Here is a 19,149-nt window from a genome sequence, read left to right as displayed (position 1 = left end):
TCCGGGCAGGCCGGGTAAAAGAATAAAAATTGTAGAAAAAGCTAACGACTGTTGGCGGCCATCCCGATCGTCAATACAGATCCATTGCGATATAAAATTGATGATACTAGCAGGAAACGCACTGGTCAGCTGTGAAACGGATAGTTTCACAGGAAACGGCATAGGTCTGATCCTGACAGACGGCCTGTTTGGTAATAGGAGGCAAGCCACCGGCCATCATTGCCTGCTGCTGCGAACTGAGGGATGCTATCATTGTCTTGTTAAAAGACATTTTCTTTTGGAGGGAGGTTTTTTTCTTCATAACTGGCGGATTTTACGGGTAATATTTCAGGTTATATCTTGCTTGGCATGGAGGCTACGGGATCAATATAGATAATGGCGTAATACATCGGTCATTTCGAGATACTGAAGTTAACAAAACAGAACAGGAAAAACAATTTTTTCCTGAAATAGATAAGCTGCCATCAAACAGTCCGCGCAACTCATTGATCATCTGTCGACCGGCAAAAAACAAGGGGCCGCCTCAAAAGAAGAGACGGCCCCTTGACTTATATATGTTTGATATAAATCAGATTAATATCCCGGATTCTGCGTCAACCCCGGTTCAATTTTCAAACTGCCCGAATGAAACGGCCACAAATAATTACGCGATTGAAATGAACGGTCTTCTATCTTTAGTGAAACAAGGGTTCCGTTCACCAGCCGGGTATGTCCGAGAGCGGGTTTAGTCATTACCTGGTCTCCGATTTTCCATCTTAAGATATCATCATATCTTACTCCCTCGCCAGCCAGTTCTATTCTCCGCTCATTTCTGATCAGGTCGATCCATTGCTGCTGTGTATAAGCCGCATATTTCGGTAAGGTAACATCCGCTTCTTTCATATCGAGACCGGCCCTGGTCCTGATCTGGTTAATACAGCTTTTCGAAAGGTTGTCAATATTATTCATCATAATGCGGGCTTCTGCATATGTCAAAAGTACTTCGGCATATCTCAATATCGGGAAGTACATATTGCCATTATCCTTGAATGCATCTGTTTCGTCTACAAATTTTCTGAACCAGTAACCCGAGCGGCTGGCACGTTCTTTTTCATGGAACATGGGACTGTTTTGATCATATATGTCGATGGGCTCATTGACAAACATATCTCCCTGACCGATGATGCTGGCTGTATAACGTGGGTCCCTGTTCAGTTTCGGATCCAGCTCATAGTCCTGTTTATTATGATAGGGACATTCATCAATTTTATTGCCCTGTAAAGTCCAATAGGCATCTACCAGTGATTTTAAGGGCACGGAGTAGGACTGTCCCTTTCCTGTCCGGAAATGTGGCCCCAGGTGCTCAAAGGAATTAGTGCCACTGTTACCATGACTCTGCATGTCCATTTTTATGATGAACTCCTTGTTTATCTTGTCGCCTTTATACTTGAACAGATCTCCGTAAACCGGATACAGCAAGTAATTGCCACTATCCATGATCTCTTTGGCCAGCCGCGCCGCCAGTTCATAACGGCCATGGTATAAGGCATAACGCATGATAAGGGCCTTGAGGGAGTATTTGTTGAACATGTAGGCATCTGAATTGTATTCCTTGTCCGGAAGCGTATTGGCAGTTGCCTCGGCCATTGGGAAAAGTGTATTCAGTATTTCCTCTTTTGATTTAGCCGGCTGTGTTACTTGTGAGATATCCACCGGCTCGAGGTAAAAAGGAATGTTACCCCAGCGGGAAACCATTTTGAAATAGTGCCAGCACCGGAGCCCTTCCAGTATGCCTTTGTATTTTGTGCGGATAGCTTCATCTTCAACATAAGGTGTATTGATACTTTTCAGATAAGTATTTAAACGGCCTATATGTTTCATGTGTATGGTATAGTAATATTCAAAAGCCCTGGTGTTGGCGTCGTAGCTACCGTTGGCAATACGTTGATGATTATCGCCTTCCACTCTGCTATAAGCATTATCTGATTTACTGTCATCCATGTAAAACAGTAACCTTCTGTCGCCCTGGTTGGTAAATACATCCAGGTAGGTGCTGTATACAACGCGCCGAAGGTCTTCTTCTGTATTAAAGAATTCATCGAATTTGGTGGCAGTGGGGTCTGGTTTGTCCAGAAACTTCTGGCATGCCGGCAGGATAACGGAGAATAATAACAGTAGGATAAGTCTCTTTTTCATCTTATGCATATTTTGCAGTTGATTGAAATATAATTTTCTGTTGTGCAGCGACTACTTGCTAAAACAAGGTGGCCCTGACGCCCAGGCTGTAAACAGCCATCCTGGGATAGTTGCCATTACCGCCGTCCCGCTCCGGTTCAAGTCCTTCCCATCTTGTGAAAGTAATGGCATCCTGCGCATTCACATATACCCGTACGTTTCTGATTGTTTTGCCTTGTAACGGGAACGTATATCCGAGTTGTAATACTTTCACCCGGAAAAAGGCTGCATTGCCCAGCCAGACATCGCTGAGGTAGGCGTTGGTGCTTGATCCGGTCCACACTCTCGGAAACCTGCTATCAGGAGTTTCGGGTGTCCATCGATTATCAGCATAGTACTGTCGCGGTCTTCCCAACGAATTGCTGCTGCCATCCACCAATACAGGGTAACCCTCCAGGCCGTTCAGGCGTCCTGTTCTTTTTCCCACTCCCTGACCCAACAGATTAAAGTCCCAGTTCTTATACTGTAAGGCTACAGTTACCGAATAATTCAGGTGGGGGAAGGGATCTCCGAGGTTTATTCTGTCAGCGTCATTGATGATACCATCGCCATTCTGATCTACATATTTAATATCACCGGGAAGCGTATTGGGAAGTTTGGCCGGGGTAGCGTCCACATCTCGCTGGTCCCGGAAAAAGCCATTGCTTTTATATCCATAGTAGTTATCAATGGCAATTCCCTTGTACCAGATTTTATCGTTATCATCTTTAAAGATCAATGTGTCTCCATTCCTGTAACCGGCCTTCAGCACTTTATTTCTGTTGTCAAACAGCATAGCGCCTATACTATAGCCAAGATTACCGATCTTATCCTGCCACTGTACCGAAATTTCGTATCCGTTATTTTCTACTTCTCCGATATTGAAAGCTGCTTCGAGCGAGTTCGAGCCGGTGATGGGCGGTACCGGGAACCTCGAATAGATCAGATCATAAGAGTTCTTTTTGTAAGCTTCTGCTGTCAGGCTAAGCCGGTTGTCCAACAGCGTCAACTCCAGCCCGATGTTTCCCTGTTTTTGTTTTTCCCAGGTGAAATTCATGTTGGGTACACGCATCAGCCATCCCCATTCGTTTACGTTCTCTTCCCATAAATATGGGTCTACATTCTCATTGCCTATCAGTCCATAAGAAGCACGTAGTTTGAGGTTATTGATAATGCGGTTATTTACCAGCCCCTTCATGAATTGTTCATTGGTAATATTCCAGGCTACAGCGCCTGCAGGGAAAAAGCCCCACTGCTTACCGGGAGCAAATTTGCTGCTGCCATCCCCGCGGGCAGTGAACTCGAGTATATACCTGTTATTAAAAGAATAGTTCAGCTTTCCGAAAAAAGAAGCTTTGGCAATTTCCTTGTAGTCGGTATAATTGAAGCTCATCACCTCGGAGCCGGCGGTGACATATATTTTGTCGGCCTGATGACGCAGGCTGCCTGTATAGTTAAGCAGTCCTCGGGCGGTCAACTGGCTTTGACTAACGTCCTGGTCGGCTCCCACTTCATTTTTCCATATTTTCACCGGTTTCCCGTTACCATCATAGAACTTAAAAGTTTCCCGCTGACGTTTATTAGCCGATTTGCTGATCTGATAGGACACATTGCCTTCCAGGCTGAGATGCTTGCTGATATTATATCTTGGCCGCAGGTTCACTGAGCTGAAATCATACAGGTTGTTCCGGGATCCTCCGCGGTTGATGGAAGCTATCGGGTTCATGTCATTGTACAACATATAATGCTCTGGGATGTCACTGGGGGTATAGTATATCTGCTGGGTGGGATTCATTTTCCAGAGATTTTCATATAACCCTGTTCCATCGTCGTTTTCCTTCAGCCGGTTAATTTGCAAGCGATGCGCATAGAAATCAGCCAGTAAAACAAATTTATCTGCGATGTTCACATTGGTATTAAACCGCGCAGAGTATTTGCCGGAGCCTTCGTATGAGTTCAGACCATTTTCTTTCAGGTATCCCATCATCAGGTTGAAAGAGCCGATACCACCGCCTCCGGATACACTCATAGAAACATTTTGTGAGTTGGCCCTACGTCGCATTCCTTCTTTCATCCAGTCTACAGAAGGAGTTTCCCCGGATCCCATCTTGCGGATGTCTTCTTCGGTAAAGAGAGGTGTTTGTCCCTGAAAATTCCGGGCTTCGTTATTTAATTTCATATAGTCGATACCGTTAACGAATTTGGGAAGATCGATAGGTTGTTGTAACGCGCCCCACGAGTTAACATCTACCTTAAACCGTCCCATTTGCCCGCGCTCCGTTTCTATGATGATTACTCCGTTGGCACCCCGGGAACCATACATAGACGCAGATGCAGCATCTTTCAATACCGTGATGCTTTTCACCTGATTGGGATCTATATCATTTAAACTTTGCTCCATCCCGTCCACAATGACGAGAGGACCAGCATTTTGCAAAGTACTGATGCCCCTGATCGTAATGCCGGGTACACTGCCGGGCAGATTAGTGGTTTGTTGAATGGTAACACCCGGAACGGTGCCGGTAAATGCTTCCTGCAGTTTAGCTATGGGTCTGGTTTTGGTTAATTTTACATCCACCTGGGCAACTGAGGAAGCCACGTGCCGGCGCTCTACTTCAGAGAAGCCCATCACCACCACTTCAGACAGGCTTCGGGTACCCGTTTTTAACCGGATTTCCATATTGGTCTGAGATTGAGCGCTTATTTCTGTTGGCTGAAATCCAATTGCGCTGATGATCAGTGTAACATGCTCTCTGGGAATTCTGATCTCGAACCTGCCGTCGTTGCTGGTGGCTGTACCTATGTTTGTTCCTTTGATGAGGACACTGGCTCCGGGTATCGGTTCTCCTTTTTCATTAGTGACCCTGCCAGTGACTGTCAAAGCGGAATCGGCCACCTCGCGGGAGCGGCTGTTGAGCAGGATGCGGCCGTTGTTGATAGTATAGCGTACCGGTTGGTCGTGGAGCGCTATTTCAAGTACCCGTTCCATGGAAGCATTCTTTACTTCAATTGTTACAGGTTTGGTAGCAGACATCAGGGTTTCGCTATATGCCACAGATACTCCGGCCTGTGCGGCCATTTCTTTAAGCACCTTTTTCAGCGGCGCATTTTTTTCCGAAAGTGTGATCTGCTGCGATAAGGCTACTGCACTGCATTGCAGGCAGACCGCAAGCAGGAGGAAGGCGGTAAATCTCATAACGTAGAACATTTTGGTTGAACAAAGCGGTTTTCAAATCACAACCAGTCTGGTTGCAGTCATGTTTGGTTTTAGCATTTTGAGTTTAGAGTTATCATACAGGAAAAGGCAGTACGGGCTGGTATTTTACCGGGTCAATATTACTTTGATTGTCCTGCCTTCCAGTTTGAGTTTTACCCTATCAGTTTCCAGCATAGGCAGTACTTCCTGCAGTGGCAGGCTGCGGCTGATGTACCCTCCGAAACGGTTTCCATCTGGTATCGACTGATAGTCCGCTTCTACATCATACCACCTCGACAGCTGCTTCAGTATGCTGACCAGGCTGGCATTCTCAAAGTTGAAGAAGCCTGTTTTCCAGGCTGTTGCTTCCCTCAGGTCCGCAGTTTGTATAGAGAGCGCTCCGGTGGTATTGTTCACTGCAGCTGCCTGCCCGGGGAGCAGCTGTCTTTCGTTATCACCGGATTTAACTTTAACTGCTCCCTGTACAAGTGTGGTGCGGGTTACAGGCTCGTCGGCATAGGCCATTAAGTCGAAGCTGGTTCCCAATACCTGTACTTCCATATTGTTCACTTTTACAATAAACGGTTGGCCTGGCATCGGTTTTATCTCAAAATAGGCCTGGCCCTGTATTTCCACCGTACGGTTGTTAGGAGAGAAAGCAGTAGGATAGCGCAGGCTGGACGCAGCATTGAGCCAGACATGGCTTCCGTCGGGCAGTACTACATTAAACTGTCCACCACGGGGAACTGCCAGCAGGTTGTAACTAACAATGGATGAAGGGCCGGCGGCGAGTGGGTAAAGCAGCTGCCCGTTATGCTGCTGTACTTTAACATCGCCCTGTTGGATCACCCGGTTGCCGGTACTGTCCAGCGTAACCACGGAGCCGTCTGACAGTGTGAGTTTCGCTTTGTTGCCGCCCGGTGATCCCACAGGTATAACATGGTGTTGTGCCAGTTTGGGCGCAACAGGTTGGTGGGAGAGATAAAAGATAACGGCTGCCGATAGGAGTACAACAACTGCAGCGGCAGCGCCCCACTTCAGATAGTGGAAGGGACGCATCGGCACCACCTTGCTTTGGCTGATCTCTTGTAGCAATCTTGTCTCTATACGGTTTCCAAGGGCTTCCGGCACGTCATGCTTTTCATTCATAACGCGCTCAAATTCCTGTTTCATAACCAGCAGCAGGGGACGTTTGGAAGCGGATGTGTTAAGATATCCGAATAGGGCCTCCAGTTCCTCCCGGCTGCATTGGCCGTCCAGGTACTGCTGTAACAGTTTCTCGTGGTAATTTTCAGGTCGCGGCATATTATTCTCCCGTTGAAAACAAAGGGTACTATAATAATATCCGGAAATATAAAAGGAGGGTACCCCCTGGGGAAAATTTTTTTAGTAAAAGGTGGAGACAAGCCAGATCGCCATCAGAATGTCACCATGACGGTACACATAATCCTCGATGAAACGCATACCCAGTACCATGTGCTTTTTTATCGCGTTACGGGAAATACCCAGTATGGCAGCGGCCTCGTCATAACTTTTCCCTTCCTGACGGCAAAGGCGGAATACTTTCAGCCGTTGCGGTGTCAGCTTTGAAAGTGCTTCCTCGAAAAGACGTTCATATTCCTTTGTACGTGCCAATTCATCGGGATGCTCCGGATCAATACCTGCCAACTGTTGGTATAGTTGTGCCCGCATCTGCCCGTCAGTGGCCAGTTTGGTGATGGTTTTAAACACATGATTGCGGGCAATACGGTAAAGATACCCGCTGAAAGAAAGTTGAGGGTTAATACGGCCCCTGATCTCCCAGATCTTGAGAAATACGTCGTGCACCAGGTCTTCTGCAAGAGAAGGGACCTTACAGAAACGCAGCAGGTATATATATAAAGAAGGATGATAGTGCCGGTAGATGCTCGAAAAAGCCGATTCATCTCCCTGGGCCATCCTTAACAGTATTTCCTCTTCCATGGACATACGCTCCATACCTTTTAAAAAGTTTTTTGTATCGCCGGTTACTAATAGAAAGCAAGAAATAGGAAATTAATTAATAATATGTTTGTAAAGATAGAAAACGGGCGAAGGAAATAAAAGGGGGCGTATGGGGAGGTAAGATATCCTGAGCTGCTTTATTGACAGTAACAATCAGAAAACTGTTGTTGTGTTATTGCTCCGTTGCCACACCAGAAGGCTTTCCAGTTTTGCAGGTTGATTTCATTGGAGCCGGGATTGCTTACTTTATAGAGGTTAATGTATTTATTGAGATAGGCCGAATCTGCAGCTATTTTGTTTCTCACCCAGTTAAGACTGGAGGCATTAATGCCTGCCACGTTGTAGGTCAGCTGAAAATTATATTCAGGTGTCCAGGTATTGGCATTTTTGTTAATGCTCAGGTAAAATGTTTTTGCGTTCATCAATTGCAGTAACCTGTGGTGATAGCTGATGAGCTGAAATCCGGGGTTGTTGGCAAAGCGAGGGCTGATGGCTGGGGTAATATGAATAAAGGAAATGGGTAGCTTATTCTGGTAGATCACCCGGAAATCATCCATGTGTGTATGCCCTGCCAGGTTAGCGCGGACCAGGGAAGAAAATTGTTGTATCAGGTCAAGAAACCTGTTATTGTAGTTGTCGCGCCACATGAGTGTGATATTCGATTGGCAGTCGCCGTAATTATGCAGCGTGGCGTGTACATCCACACCCGGAGGAATATGATATACCATCCACACCACTTCATTTCTCAGGTGGTTGTCTTCCAGCATTTCTTTCAGCCATTGCAGTTCATCAGACCCCGGGTCATCACCGGTATTGCCACAGGCGTTGTAGTATTTGGCAGAAAAGAAGACAGTATTCAACAGTATCAGGTTCCCCCGTACTTTGCCGGGGAAAGGATGGGTATAATAACCACCTTTGGAAAACTGTGCTACAAAAATACTGTCAGCGGCTTTGTTTTTATTTCGCAGTAATGGCGCCCAGGCCCTGGCAAACATAAGCAGGAAGGGACTATTAGGCTCTACCATATAATCGCCGCAATACGAATCATTATTCCCGAGTACAGGTAATACAACTGTTTGCGGAAAATATTTATTCAGCATCCAGGCCAGGAACTGAATGGTTTTGGCTGTGAATGCCTCCACCGATCCCATACCAGCATATTGTGAATAGTTGGATTTGAAATCATGGCAAAGGAAATCGCCGGAGATGATAACAAAAGAAGGGGCGCTGTTTTGCTGCTGCATAGCCCTGAGGGCAGATTTTAACAGCGGGTAGTTCGCGTCGCTGCCATATCCGTTAGGCTGTTGTATGGCTGATGATTCGAAGATAGCCTCCCAGCCGGTATAATCGGCATTTATCAATTTAGACATCAGAGAGGGGTCAAAAAAAGGATTGAAATGAATATCTGATGCACTGAGGAGATACCTGGCGCTGGTTGGGCCCCAGCCAATATTTGACTGTGCATGCAGGTTGAATGTTTGCATGCACAGTATAACTAGTATGAACCTGTTGAAATAATGGGAAAATAGACATTTCATGGGGTGTATTTTAGGGGTGATGCTACTACCGGGCATATGCCTCGTTATACAGTTCCTGCAAACGTGCCAGAAAGCGGGAGATATAACCTGTCAGCAACAACTGGTCCCAGTGCCCTTCTACAAAACGGTTGGTACGTACATGGGTGGTCATTAGTTTGCGCAATGTTTCAGTATCGCTGTTATCCAATGTTTCCGGCGACATTACATAGTCCCATCCCTGTTCTTTTGCCCATGTATTATAATCAAATACTTCCAGGAATTTTATTTCGTCCAGTGAGGTTATTAACCGGATATGCGCTGGTATATGATCGGCGAATATCCGCAGGTCATCTGCTTTCATGGCTGAAATACTGCCGGCCAGTGCCAGAACCTTTTGCAGATCTTCTTTGGAGAAATCATTGATGGTCATGATATGTTATTTAATGAATGGCTATTACTGTTTTGGAGATAAATTCCTCCATCTCAGCTGAACAATAGTTGATGGTTGTTTGCTGCATGGTAAAGGTACATAGAATATTGTCGCCGTTGCAGCTCCTGCCGTTTACAGTGGATGTCATATTCCTGGGGTAAAGATATTCATCTTCACCGGGATATACGGAGAGGAAGGCAATACTATGGCTGTTTAGCCCATAGATATTAAATTTATAATTTGCACCGTTATACCATGAGCCCGGAGGCCGTGCGCTACTGGTATAGCCCGGTTCGAGGATATTGGCGCCTACCTGGTACTGGGCAAGTCTTTCGGCTGACATTTGACTTTCTCCACGGTATGTTTCACCCTGGAATGCCGCGATATTGGCAAGCCCTGAATCGATAGCACTGAACAAAGGCATGAGGGTATAATAGTTTGGATCTGTGTTGCCGTTGCGAAGGGTAGAATTGATTATTCCATAATAATTGGAAGTCCACATCCGCACGCCAAAGGCCTGCCGCTGGGTAAGCCCTGGTTTCAGGCTGATTCCCTGGACAGCATTCCAGACACCCGGGGCATAGTTTTGATAACCTCCCGGCAGGTTCAGGCTCACCAGGTTCTGATAGTTGTTTTTCAACGTGCTGAAAATGGGTTGTACCAATTGCAGCTTATCGTTATCATAGGCTACCAGCTTGATAACAGGCATGGGAAATGCAGACAGCGAACCTGCAAAAGTGGCCGCATAAAACAATGCCTGTATAATATCCTGGTAAGAAGCTCCTCCGCTGCCGGTGCATACCATCGGTAAAGCTACCGTAGTGCTATTGTTTCCCTGGAAACAATTCAATGCCTGAAAAATAGTCCATACCAACCCGGCTGCGTCTGTAGCCGGATTGCTGGGTTCAAACAACAGTATCCTGCTGAATTGTATACCCGAATTGGAAGAACTGATCGTATTGGATATCCAGCACGGTATCTTGGGCTCATAGTTGGCTGCTTTGTTATTTGATAATTGTTGTACCGACACGCCTGCCTGTGCCAGCGAACCTATCAGTGAACCGCCAGAAGCAGAATAGTCCCCGGGTTGGGCTGATACCACCAGGAAATCCACTGCATCTTCCGGCGCCAGGTTGGTAAGATCACCCATACACAGCTGAAGGGTAGGAGCGCTGTAAGCATTATCGATTGTGAAAGAATCAATTAATTGTAATGCCATAATCAGGAATTATAGATGAGGGAATTATGCCTGTTTCAATTGCGTGAATAACTCGTTCAGCGTGTTGGTCCAGCCTGTGTTAAAATAAACGATCTCGAAAGCCATCAGCGAAAAATCACTGTTTAGTAGTGTTTGGCTTCCATTGAACAAGGCGGTAAGGATGGATGACGGACTGGCACCATTGGACCCGGTGCTTACCATGGATGTTGCCACAATGATGTTTTGTGCAGCAGTGCCGGCAAATGTTTGCAGTGACGTGAAGATACCAGGTACCTCTTTGGCAGCTCCATCACCGCTTTGAGTAGTTTCAAAACAGATAATACGTTTGAAAGCCTGGTTGCTGATAGGCTGTGATATCCAGCAGTAATCACTGGAACGGTAATCAGCTGCCTTGTTCTCCGCGAGCGCTGCAACGGAAACGCCTATATTATTCAGCGCCTCTATCATGGAACCGGCTGTGGCGGAGTAATCATTGGGCAAACTGGAAATAACCAGGTAGTCCACGATTTCCGAAGCAGCCTTCATATGTGTAAGATCGCCCTGGTAAAGCCCTGTCGCCTTATTCATGCCATTATTGTCAACATATGGCACATCTTGCTGGTAAAAAAGGCTGATAGCCTGTTTTACGGCATCAGTTATCTGGTTTTCAGGAAACTTACAGGCCTGTAGTGCTTTGGTAAGCATATCAGCGTCAATAGCAGCTGCCCAGGCAGTAGTCAGGGCATCAGCCATCTGCCCAACTGTGGCATCAGCGTTGTTTTTTAATATTATAGGAGCGCAGTCTACTGGGTTACCCCCGCTTACACGGCAGCCGATAGCAGCTTCCAGCAGTGTGACTTTACCCAGCGATGTAAGGAGTTGCTGAATAGCTTCAGGTGTCAGCGACCGTTCAATAGTTGTTTTCATATGAATGAATTTTATGAGTTATATACCTGTACCACCTGTCCGAAGTCATCAGTAGTCCAGTTGGGTGCATATTGTTTTGACATGGCGCCCGCGGTTTGTGATATTGAATAGCCGGCAGCTTTCATGGCAGTTGCCATCGGCACTACTGAGGTATTTACCTGTACCAGGTAGAAGCCAGCTGTGAGTAACGAACACATTTCTGCCGGCTGTAAAGATGAGTAGGTGTTTTTAAGACTTTGGGCCAGGTCGGGGGCAGCCTGACCTGCCTCTACTCCCTGTAACAGCGTATCCCATTGGTGGTTGGAATAAACATCCAGCACAACACTATAGTCGCTTGTATGCCAGTTTGGACTGTAGATTTTGCTTAACGCGCTGCTGACGTTTGTTAGCTGGAACTGTGCTGCTTTCAGTGCCAGGGAAATGCAGCCCACATGGTTAGGCAGCTGGGTGAGCGAGAATGTTTGTATAACCGGCTGGGCCACACTTATTACCTGCTCAGTGCTTACGGAGAATGCCTGTTGCAGCACCATGGTGGCCTGTATTGGCGTAAGTGTGCTAAAGCCTGCATACAACGCTGCCAGTACCTTTTCTATGGAGGTGTGGGTGCCGAAGGACGCTACCAGGAACTGTGCTGCCTGTAATGGGGTAATACCACTATAGTGTGTCAGTAAAAACTGCAATACCTCCGTTTCCGTGATAGCTTTTCCGATAAATGTGAAGCCTGCTACTATGGCGTTGGCCATTTCGCTGGCTGTCAGTGTCTGGCCTATAACGCTGTAGCCCGTGGTCAACGCATTGGCAAGGTCGGTGGAGGAGGTATCATTGAATGCCGACATGATACCGCTTGCCACATCATTGGCAACCGGGTTGCTGTAACCTTTGCAAAGCGCTTTGCTGAGATCAGTGATGGCAGTATTAGGTGGTGTAAACACGCTCACCAGCGCACCGGCCAGTTCCGTTGCTAAAATACCGGATACATTGGATACTACTAAAGGAGAGGCGGTAATCACATCGTCGCCTGCTAATTTGTTGGATTCGGCAGTGCTGAGCCCCGCAGCCGTATTGCTGGAGTAAGCAATAACCAGCATAGCAGCCATTTCGCCGGCAGTGGTAGCTGGCAATACATTGTTTACAGCTACTACCAGGTCGTTCTGATTTACGCCGGCCGCGCTCAGGGCAATGCCCAGCAGCAGCATGTTCAGTGGGGCAATAGTTTGATAACAGTTTACGAGGTCTGTGGCCAGTGCATTTGTCGTAACAGTGGTATACAGCGCCTTTACCGGTGTGGCGCTTTCATAAGCGTTGAAGTTAACGACAGCCAGTGTGTTCAGCATATCTGTTACTGAGATCGATGACTGATAGGCCGTGTATAATATGTTGGCCATTTTAGCGGCGGTATCAACATCCGTAGCATAGCTAGACTGTGATTTCAGATATTTAGCCACATCGGGCACGGCATAAGGGGAGGCGGCCAATGCATCTGCCATCTGTGCTGCCTTTAATGGCGGGCTATATGCTGCATTTAACAATGCCGCCATGTCTGCCGGGGTAGCTGTCTTGTCCGGAAAATTATTTTTCAGCACCGGGGCTACATCTGCCGGTGCATACAATGGCGCCAGCGCACCAGCAAGATCGCTAACTGACAGCGGATGTTTAGCAAGTTGGTAGGCTGTTAGCAACAATACACTCATCTTCGCAGCGGTATCAGTATCAGTTGCGTAATGTGTTTTCAACGCCTGGGCTACTTGTTTGGCAGGGTATATCAATGCCAGTGCATCGGCCATTTGCTGCGCCGTAAGCGTTGTACCGAATATCTGCACCAATATAGAACACATATCTTCTGCTGTGGCAGTTTGTGAAGGGAACACCGTATACAGCGCTGGCACTACATCCTGGAAACTGTATTTTGCTGACAACAGCTTACCGGCATCCACCGCATCATTGGCATAGGTGCTGAAATTGTACACCAGGGCGTTTGCCGCACTGGTAGCGCTATACCCGGCATAAGCCTGATCACTGATCAGCATTTCGGCAGTATACGAATCACCTACAGACGCTTTCACCGCCTGGGAGATGGCGTTGTCACTGAAGCTGGTATTGGCTTTCAGTGCTTTGGTATTTGCACCGGAATTGGTACTGCCAAAAATATTCCAGAGCCAGTCGGCGATATCCTGTACAACATTGCCCAGTTCATCGAGCAGTTGACAGAAGAGATCAATGCTGGTTTCAAAGAAGTCGACCAATACTTTGGCAGCTTCTACTGCGGCATCAAAAATAATAACACCCAGTTTCACCAGTTTGGCAAAACAGGTGGCTGTCTGATACAAGGCATTAAAAATACTGGCAGCATTGTCCTTCATCTGTTGAACAATGATGGAGGGCAGGTCGGAGATCGTATCAGCGGTCACGTTATTTACACTGAAATGCAGGTGTAACGGGATATCACAGGGACCTGCTTTTATCTCAAAAGTGCCGCAGCCACTTAGTGTGTAACTGGGTTGATTACCACGATTGTCGAGTATCATGGTGAATTTACCGAGAAGGTCTACGCCCTGTCCCGGCATTTTTTCCAGATCAATCTGGTCAGCGGCTTTTACTTTTTTGCCGTTGGAGGTATTGGTAATATCGAAGCCCGGTATGTGTGCAGTGTCCAGGAAAAGCCCGAATTTGCAGGTAATATTCATGTATTTTGCCTGAAGGTATTCACAATGGACTTTCATGTTTGTCAACTGCCCGGCATTACCCGCCAGGTCAAAATAGAAATAGGAATTGGCAACGTTTGTTTGGTCAACCTGCACCAGTGCAGTGACTGCCAGCTGAATGGTGTTGAAAAAATTGCAGTAAAGGTCGGCAGCAATATTGGGATTATTGCCGGTAGGTGCACTGTCAATTGTTACATAAGGTCCATCTGTGGAATCCGTAGCGGAACGTTGAAGTACCAGCAGGTTCAGACCGTTCACACTAAAGACAACCGGGTCCATACCTGCATGCAGATATATCCTGTCCTGATTGCAGGTGGTGGCAATCTGGCCGTTAAATCCAAATACTACGATCTTTCCGTTGAACTCGAAATCCAACACCTTCGGTAGTTTGGTGGGATCGAAGCTGACGTAGAAACAAATGTCCGGGAATAGAATAGGAAACAGTACATCCGGCAGGGTAATGTCGGCAAAACGTTTTAATATATACGGCAGGGTGAAATTCACAAGGCGCATTCCTATCTGATTGGGAATGACAGGCTCCGGGGATTCCGGGATAACCATAAATCCTACTTTGGCCTCTATACGGACATTGGTATCTATCGCCTGATTAAGATTCACATCTTCGTTCATATCACAGAAGGTATCTTTCTGCGGTAACAATGATACCCGTTGTCTTTTCAGTTCCGCTACTATTACCGGATCGGGCAAACAACCGGCCAGTATGGTATTGGGCTGAACGATGACATTCGGCGCAAAAACTGCACCGGCATGTTTGGTGGAAGTAAAATCAATACCTCCGCCTACAGTACCCGCGAGTGCAGGACCCGCAAAGGGTTCAATTCCCAGCTCCAGATCGGTGAGATAAAAAGTTAAACCGGTAATGCCCAGGGCATTGACCCATGCAATGATCACCGGCCGGTCCTGCCATGGCATGTCCGGTATGAATACAATGGAGATCTCTGATGGAGAGGCTTTCAGGTCCAGTGATAAGGTGAGCGGATTACCCTTTACATCAGTGATCATTGTCATAATAAACTCTCCATGCAGCGCAATGGCCGGTGCGGCATATAAACGCAGGGAGAACTTTTTCAGCAGTACAGAATCCCATCCCGCCAATGGTACCCCATTGGGATCGCTGTTCAGTACCACTTCCACATACGAATTTTTCAGCGGGTCGGTGATCAGCCCTTGTATGGTAATGGTGGTACCGGTTGGCAGCATGCCGTTAGGTAATACTGCCCTGGCGGCTTTAAATTGCGGGTCAGCACTGCTGATTTGAAACTGGGCATAAAAATTTAATCCTCTTGATACACTGCTGACTTCCGTAATGCCGATAGCCGCAGGCAACGTATAGGCGTTGGCGAAAGAAGAGGCAACCAGTGCGAAAGTAGCCTGTTGCAGCTGGAAGGTAGAGAGGGTATTGGTAAAACCAGGAATGCTCCAGTTGGGGCTCATGGACACTTTAATACCTAAAGCGAAGTTCCATATGTTCTGCTGTTTCGTCAGCACAAATACAGCATCTACCTCTACACTGCTGATCAGCATAGTGCCATATATCTGGAAGGAGGGGTTCTTACCAATCAGTAAATTCAGCTGTACATTGGTAAACTGTATTTGGTCCAGTGATTCAAAAGCACTGGTCCAGGTAACCGTGTCGGCAGAAGGATCACAGAGATAACTCACCAGGTCTTTCACACTGATATATTGTCCGGAACCTACCAGCGTACCTTTTACCACCAGGTCTCCGCCAACCTGGTAAAGAATATCGAAACTGATGGTACTGCCAATATTCAGGGTACCTTTAATATAAACTTTCGTGTTGCTGCCAGCCTGTGAAGTAACCTTAATACCCAGGTCTTTGATGGAAATACCCGTTTGTCCTACATTGAAGGACCAGGGCAAATTACCGGATGAGTCGTTGATATTAACTACACCTTCCAGCTCATAGCTGCCGTCTTTGGTATGATAGCTGATGTTGGCAGTAGAAAGTACAACGTCAGGAACTCCTAGTGTGGTCAGCTGTTGAGAGGCGCTGGGGATGACTGCGTCTACTGCATCAAAAAGATGTAGGGTGGTATTGTCTTGCAGACTGGCGCTGAGGTTCCATCCATCTGCATTTTTATCTGCGGTTACATAAAAATCCGCTCCTGCAAAAATGAGATCACCGTATATGCGGCCGGTAATCACCGGACTTTTACTATTGCGCCAGTCGAACTGAAGGACAATACCGGGTTGATTAACGGATAATAACCCGGTAATAATATCCCAATTGTCGGCACTATCCAGCACAAAGGAGAGCAGGTTGAGTTTTTGTTGGGAGATATCGATATTAACGGTCAAATCATCCAGCTGGAAATGATTTTGTACAATCGAATCAGGTAATACATTTATCAGCTGTGTGCCGCCCAGCAGCTGGGTCATATCGCCCAGGCTGGGCAGGGTAATGGTTTCAGTAACCACAGACAGTATCCAGCTGCTGTTGGGGTCTGCTCTATCAATGCTAACGGCAACGCCTACACTGCCTATCACCAGTGTGCCGGCGAAAGTGCCTGTAAGCTGAGGGGTGGTGAGCGGATTGGCCACCTGCATCTGCAAGTCAAGCTGTTTCACCAGGAACCAGTTGGGAATGATGGTCCAGGTATTGTTGGTGGTCAGTGTCAGTCCAAAAGTGGTAAAGGTTTGATCCGTAGGACGCCAGGTGACTGTAAGATTGGTCATGGAGAAACCACCGACATCTTTCAGATTGGCGGGTAACAGACCTCCCAGTTTATCACCGCCAAGGAATTGTGCAAATTGCCCGAGACTGGGAATAGCATTGTCGGCGCTGGCGGTGAATACCCATTCTGAAGCATCTATCGGCAAGGGGATGATAGTACCGATCACCAGCTGTTTCCCGACGTTTACGCTGCCCCATATGCTGCCGGTAATATTATAGGGTTTAATGCCTGCCACCGTTTTAAGTTGCAGGGCAATACCCACTTCTTTCAGTTCAAATACGTCGGGTATCAATAGCCATAGCGGCGTATCGGTAGAGGCGATGGCCAAACTGATATTGCTGAAACCATTCCAGCCCGGCAATAAGGTAATCACAAAACCATTCAGCGAAAACTTACCCAGCAGTGTGCTGAGGTGCTCCGGCAATGCGGCTGTCAGTAAGCCGGATATGCCGGATGTGAACATGGAGGAAAAGAAACCGGTGATAACGGACAGGGGCACACGCTGTTTCGGTGGCAGCAATAGCTGGGGGAAAGTGCCGCCGATAGGCAGCCTTGCTGCCAGCGGCAGGGTATAGGTATTCAAGGTAATATTGGCCATTACATAACAATCCATCTGCAGATAGTCGGTACCGTTATATACCGTAGAAAGCCCGTTAATACTGAATGAGGGATGATTGAATGCGAGGGGCTGCATGCCTGGCAGCTGCAGGGTGAAAGCAGGTACAGTGCCCAGCAGGTTTAATGATGTGGTGACCGGATCGCTGACTGTTACCGGACCAAGTACCGGCAAAGGATTGGCAGCACCGGGTATCAGCGTCAGCAACGTGTTGAAAGGCGCCTGGAGATCGACCTGTGCGCTGAGGTTAAGGCCTGCGGCCAGCTGACCACTGGATACATTGCGTTGAATGCTGGACAGAATAAAGACCGGCCAGGTAGTTTCGTTGTTCACAAAACTGAGTTGCGACAGCCAGGTATTATTGAAAGCGGGGAAGGTGTCTGTAAATTCCCAGGGGTCCTGCGCCGGAATGCTCAGCTCAATAATCAGCGCCTGCTGCTGTACGCTAAACACTGCTGTGAGCGTGGGACTATCAATATTTATAATCGTTGCGTTGGTATCACCGGTAACGGTAAGGGTGTCGCTGCCCTCATCGGGTGTGATGGAAATATTGGCGGTAAGTGTATAGCTGTTGATACCAAGCGCACTTTGCATCAGGGTAATGACGGCAGCACCTGCGGTGCCAATGGTAGTGGCATTAACCGGAAGATAATGATTGGGATCATTGTTCATCGCGGTTTGCAGACTTTGCTGTAATTGTACCAGCAAGGGGGAGAGTGCGGTGGAGGTGAGGCTAACTTTTTCCAGGAGTGTGGATTCCATAGCATATTTGTTAGAGAGCTATTAGATAGAATATTCGTATCGATCTCATTCCGTTACGCCATATGATGGAGCTGTTATTCGAAAACGTCAGGATGCGTGCCAGGGTATACCTGGTCAGTATTGGGGGAGGCAGTGGCCAGGACAGCATACCTGCCACTGTATGCGCTGGTCGGCAGTAATACATTGGCAAGTATATTCTGGTCGCCGGTGGCCTGCCACAGCAGGGTTGCCCATACCGACCAGTAGCCGCTGCCTGCGGCGAGTAGCCGGCCATGTTGAAGCATTATGCCGGATAGCTTTGGGTCTACTTCCAGTAATTTCTTATACCGGCTGATATAATCGTTTACAATATTCCATACCTCGGTACGCTGCCGTACACGTATGTCAATGCCTGCAGACGGGCCAGACAGCCGGATGTTAAAGCTGTTGGTGGCTTCATCGTAGTAAGCAGTGTTCAGCTGAAAGTGACGGATGGTCGCCTGCGCGCTTTCGTTGGTACCTTTTACGAACACCATCTCTGTGGACTGTGGCTCGTCCAGCGGTTTCCCGTCAGCGTCCAGTACGGCCTGCAGTACTGTTCTTTTCTCATATACAAAAGGTGATTTATCCGGATGAACAGAAAAGGTAAGTTGTTCATCAGGATAAAGAATAGCAGTTGCAGGTTGTTGTCCTGCCTGCTGTTGCGCATGGTAACATGCATCACACAGCTGGATAAGGTGAGGCCAGAGGTCAGGAGTACTGTAGCCTTCGAAGGACTGGCCGTTTCGCTTATCCATCACAAATGAATGGTCTGGTAACCGGCATTCGCAAAGATGGCAATATTCTCCGGTAGTCTGCATCAGTAGTGCTTGCACAGGATGTATGGTAAGCAGGTGGACGGGGGCTGTTTTGAGTAGGGGGCGCATAAG

General features: G+C 47.4%; 11 protein-coding genes. All 11 read right to left on the bottom strand.

The window, feature by feature from the left end; all coding sequences use genetic code 11:
* Positions 1-106 precede the first annotated feature (106 nt).
* The gene (locus tag KD145_RS03685; protein ID WP_212004559.1) at positions 107-301 is read right to left on the bottom strand and encodes a class I lanthipeptide; all 195 of its coding nucleotides are present in this window, start codon (positions 299-301) and stop codon (positions 107-109) included.
* Between the two features lie 272 nt (positions 302-573).
* A complete protein-coding gene (locus tag KD145_RS03680; RefSeq protein WP_212004558.1) occupies positions 574-2,175 on the bottom strand; it encodes a RagB/SusD family nutrient uptake outer membrane protein in 1,602 nt (533 codons plus the stop codon).
* Between the two features lie 58 nt (positions 2,176-2,233).
* The gene (locus tag KD145_RS03675) at positions 2,234-5,389 is read right to left on the bottom strand and encodes a SusC/RagA family TonB-linked outer membrane protein (RefSeq protein ID WP_212004557.1); all 3,156 of its coding nucleotides are present in this window, start codon (positions 5,387-5,389) and stop codon (positions 2,234-2,236) included.
* Between the two features lie 126 nt (positions 5,390-5,515).
* On the bottom strand, positions 5,516-6,694 hold the full coding sequence (locus KD145_RS03670) for a FecR family protein (protein ID WP_212004556.1): 1,179 nt from the start codon (positions 6,692-6,694) through the stop codon (positions 5,516-5,518).
* 81 nt (positions 6,695-6,775) lie between these two features.
* Positions 6,776-7,366 carry an RNA polymerase sigma factor gene (locus KD145_RS03665; RefSeq protein WP_212004555.1) on the bottom strand — a complete coding sequence of 197 codons (591 nt, stop codon included), beginning with the start codon at positions 7,364-7,366 and terminating at the stop codon, positions 6,776-6,778.
* A 143-nt stretch (positions 7,367-7,509) separates the two neighbouring features.
* Positions 7,510-8,856 (bottom strand): hypothetical protein, encoded by a 1,347-nt coding sequence (locus tag KD145_RS03660; RefSeq protein WP_212004554.1) that lies wholly within the window; start codon positions 8,854-8,856, stop codon positions 7,510-7,512.
* Positions 8,857-8,935: 79 nt separating this feature from the next.
* On the bottom strand, positions 8,936-9,319 hold the full coding sequence (locus tag KD145_RS03655; RefSeq protein ID WP_212004553.1) for a DUF6508 domain-containing protein: 384 nt from the start codon (positions 9,317-9,319) through the stop codon (positions 8,936-8,938).
* Positions 9,320-9,329: 10 nt separating this feature from the next.
* Positions 9,330-10,538: an ADP-ribosyltransferase gene (locus tag KD145_RS03650; protein ID WP_212004552.1), complete on the bottom strand. Its 1,209-nt coding sequence runs from the start codon at positions 10,536-10,538 to the stop codon at positions 9,330-9,332.
* 24 nt (positions 10,539-10,562) lie between these two features.
* Positions 10,563-11,444: a hypothetical protein gene (locus KD145_RS03645; RefSeq protein WP_212004551.1), complete on the bottom strand. Its 882-nt coding sequence runs from the start codon at positions 11,442-11,444 to the stop codon at positions 10,563-10,565.
* A gap of 11 nt (positions 11,445-11,455) precedes the next feature.
* Positions 11,456-18,241: a hypothetical protein gene (locus KD145_RS03640; protein ID WP_212004550.1), complete on the bottom strand. Its 6,786-nt coding sequence runs from the start codon at positions 18,239-18,241 to the stop codon at positions 11,456-11,458.
* A gap of 74 nt (positions 18,242-18,315) precedes the next feature.
* A complete protein-coding gene (locus KD145_RS03635) occupies positions 18,316-19,146 on the bottom strand; it encodes a hypothetical protein (protein WP_212004549.1) in 831 nt (276 codons plus the stop codon).
* Between the last annotated feature and the right edge of the window lie 3 nt (positions 19,147-19,149).

The sequence above is a fragment of the Chitinophaga sp. HK235 genome (assembly GCF_018255755.1).
Taxonomy (GTDB): Bacteria; Bacteroidota; Bacteroidia; order Chitinophagales; family Chitinophagaceae; genus Chitinophaga.
This window is presented reverse-complemented; position numbering and strand designations above follow the sequence as displayed.

Coding starts and splice junctions, on each gene's coding strand:
- KD145_RS03685 (WP_212004559.1), bottom strand. CDS start 301: ATGAAGAAAAAAACCTCCCTCCAAAAGAAAATGTCTTTTAACAAGACA.
- KD145_RS03680 (WP_212004558.1), bottom strand. CDS start 2,175: ATGAAAAAGAGACTTATCCTACTGTTATTATTCTCCGTTATCCTGCCG.
- KD145_RS03675 (WP_212004557.1), bottom strand. CDS start 5,389: ATGAGATTTACCGCCTTCCTCCTGCTTGCGGTCTGCCTGCAATGCAGT.
- KD145_RS03670 (WP_212004556.1), bottom strand. CDS start 6,694: ATGCCGCGACCTGAAAATTACCACGAGAAACTGTTACAGCAGTACCTG.
- KD145_RS03665 (WP_212004555.1), bottom strand. CDS start 7,366: ATGGAGCGTATGTCCATGGAAGAGGAAATACTGTTAAGGATGGCCCAG.
- KD145_RS03660 (WP_212004554.1), bottom strand. CDS start 8,856: ATGCAAACATTCAACCTGCATGCACAGTCAAATATTGGCTGGGGCCCA.
- KD145_RS03655 (WP_212004553.1), bottom strand. CDS start 9,319: ATGACCATCAATGATTTCTCCAAAGAAGATCTGCAAAAGGTTCTGGCA.
- KD145_RS03650 (WP_212004552.1), bottom strand. CDS start 10,538: ATGGCATTACAATTAATTGATTCTTTCACAATCGATAATGCTTACAGC.
- KD145_RS03645 (WP_212004551.1), bottom strand. CDS start 11,444: ATGAAAACAACTATTGAACGGTCGCTGACACCTGAAGCTATTCAGCAA.
- KD145_RS03640 (WP_212004550.1), bottom strand. CDS start 18,241: ATGGAATCCACACTCCTGGAAAAAGTTAGCCTCACCTCCACCGCACTC.
- KD145_RS03635 (WP_212004549.1), bottom strand. CDS start 19,146: ATGCGCCCCCTACTCAAAACAGCCCCCGTCCACCTGCTTACCATACAT.